Source organism: Skermanella sp. (assembly GCF_059503625.1).
This window is the reverse complement of sequence record NZ_JCACHA010000443.1, coordinates 1-1,320: the sequence shown is the minus strand read 5'-3', so window position 1 is coordinate 1,320 and position 1,320 is coordinate 1. Positions and strand designations below refer to the sequence as shown.

Genomic DNA, 1,320 nt, shown 5'->3' with positions numbered 1-1,320 from the left:
GGTTGGACAGTTTTTGGTTTATGTGCCGCCCAAATGGCAGCAAAAATTGCGACCTATTCTGGTGCCAGATATCCGCCAACGGGGAAGGGACTCCATGGCGCGGCGTTGAGCGTTAGACAGCGCCCTGCTATGTCTAACACTATGTTGGAGGCAACCCGCATCGGGCTCTACCCGACACCGGACCAGCAGCAGAAGCTTGCTGTTCAGTTCAGGTGCGCGCACTGAGTGTTCAACAATGCTCTTGCCTTGACGCAGCAAACCTACCGGTAAGCCGGCAAAGGCTTGAGCTACCACGCCCTGGCTGTTCGTCTGCCCGGGCTGAAGCAGGAGTTCGAGTGGCTGAAGGAGGCGGACAGCCAGGTTCTTCAGCAGTTGCTTCAGAATCTGGCCCTTGGCCTTCGATGGCTTCTTCGCCCAGCGCGCCCGGTATCCGCGCTTCAAGTCCAAGCACGGCCGCCAGTCGATCCAGTATCCCCAGCCGGTCAAGCTGGAGGGCAACCACATCTACCTGCCAAAGGTTGGCTGGGTGAAGGGCATCGTTCACCGCGGGATTGTCGGCAAGTTCAAGACGGTAACGGTCAGCCGTAATGCCTGCGGTCAGTTCCATGCGGCCATCCTGACCGATACCGGACTGCCGATGCCGTCCGTCAGCACGGCGGGCAAGGCCCTCGGGATCGACGTGGGCATGGTCGATCTGGCGGTGACCAGCGACGGATCGAAGTTTACCAACCCCCGCCACATCAGGGCGGCGGAGCGCAACTTGAAGCGCAAGCAGCGTTAAGCTGGCGCGCGCAGTGAAAGGCTCCAACCGCCGGGCCAAGGCACGCCGCCTTGTCGCCCGCGTCCATCAGCGTGTCACCGACGCTCGACGCGACCACCTGCACAAGCTGTCCCGGCGCCTTGTCGATTAGAACCAAGTCGTCATCGTCGAAGACCTGCATGTCAAAGGCATGGTGAAGAACCCCACTCCGGCCAAGGCCATCTCCGACGCCGGATAGGGCACGCTCATCCGCTTCATCGAATACAAGTGCGGGCGCGAGGGGAAAGCGTTTGTCAAGACGGACTGCTGGTTCCCGTCCAGCAAGGCATGCTCCGCCTGCGGACACGTCCGCGACACGATGGGTCTGGATGTCCGGCAGTGGACCTGCTCGCATTGCGGCGCTTCCCATAACCGGGACGTCAATGCCGCGAGGAATATCCGCGAAAGGTTTGCGCCTGTTGGCGGTTGGAACGACCGCTGCTGCCAGTCGAGGGACGATCAGTCGGAGAAAGAAACTCGCTTCTCGATCCCCACGTCCCAATGGAGCTGAAAGCTCCTCC

The 1,320-nt window shown here is 61.1% G+C and carries 4 protein-coding genes; all 4 read left to right on the top strand.

Annotated features, from left to right (window positions below; all coding sequences use genetic code 11):
* Positions 1-33: 33 nt before the first annotated feature.
* A complete protein-coding gene (locus AC5JJ6_RS09715; protein WP_496041848.1) occupies positions 34-225 on the top strand; it encodes a helix-turn-helix domain-containing protein in 192 nt (63 codons plus the stop codon).
* Positions 226-391: 166 nt separating this feature from the next.
* A complete protein-coding gene (locus tag AC5JJ6_RS09710) occupies positions 392-781 on the top strand; it encodes an RNA-guided endonuclease InsQ/TnpB family protein (RefSeq protein ID WP_496041844.1) in 390 nt (129 codons plus the stop codon).
* 1 nt (position 782) lies between these two features.
* Positions 783-911 carry a transposase gene (locus AC5JJ6_RS09705; RefSeq protein WP_496041847.1) on the top strand — a complete coding sequence of 43 codons (129 nt, stop codon included), beginning with the start codon at positions 783-785 and terminating at the stop codon, positions 909-911.
* A gap of 96 nt (positions 912-1,007) precedes the next feature.
* The gene (locus AC5JJ6_RS09700) at positions 1,008-1,310 is read left to right on the top strand and encodes a zinc ribbon domain-containing protein (protein ID WP_496041846.1); all 303 of its coding nucleotides are present in this window, start codon (positions 1,008-1,010) and stop codon (positions 1,308-1,310) included.
* The last annotated feature ends 10 nt before the right edge of the window (positions 1,311-1,320 follow it).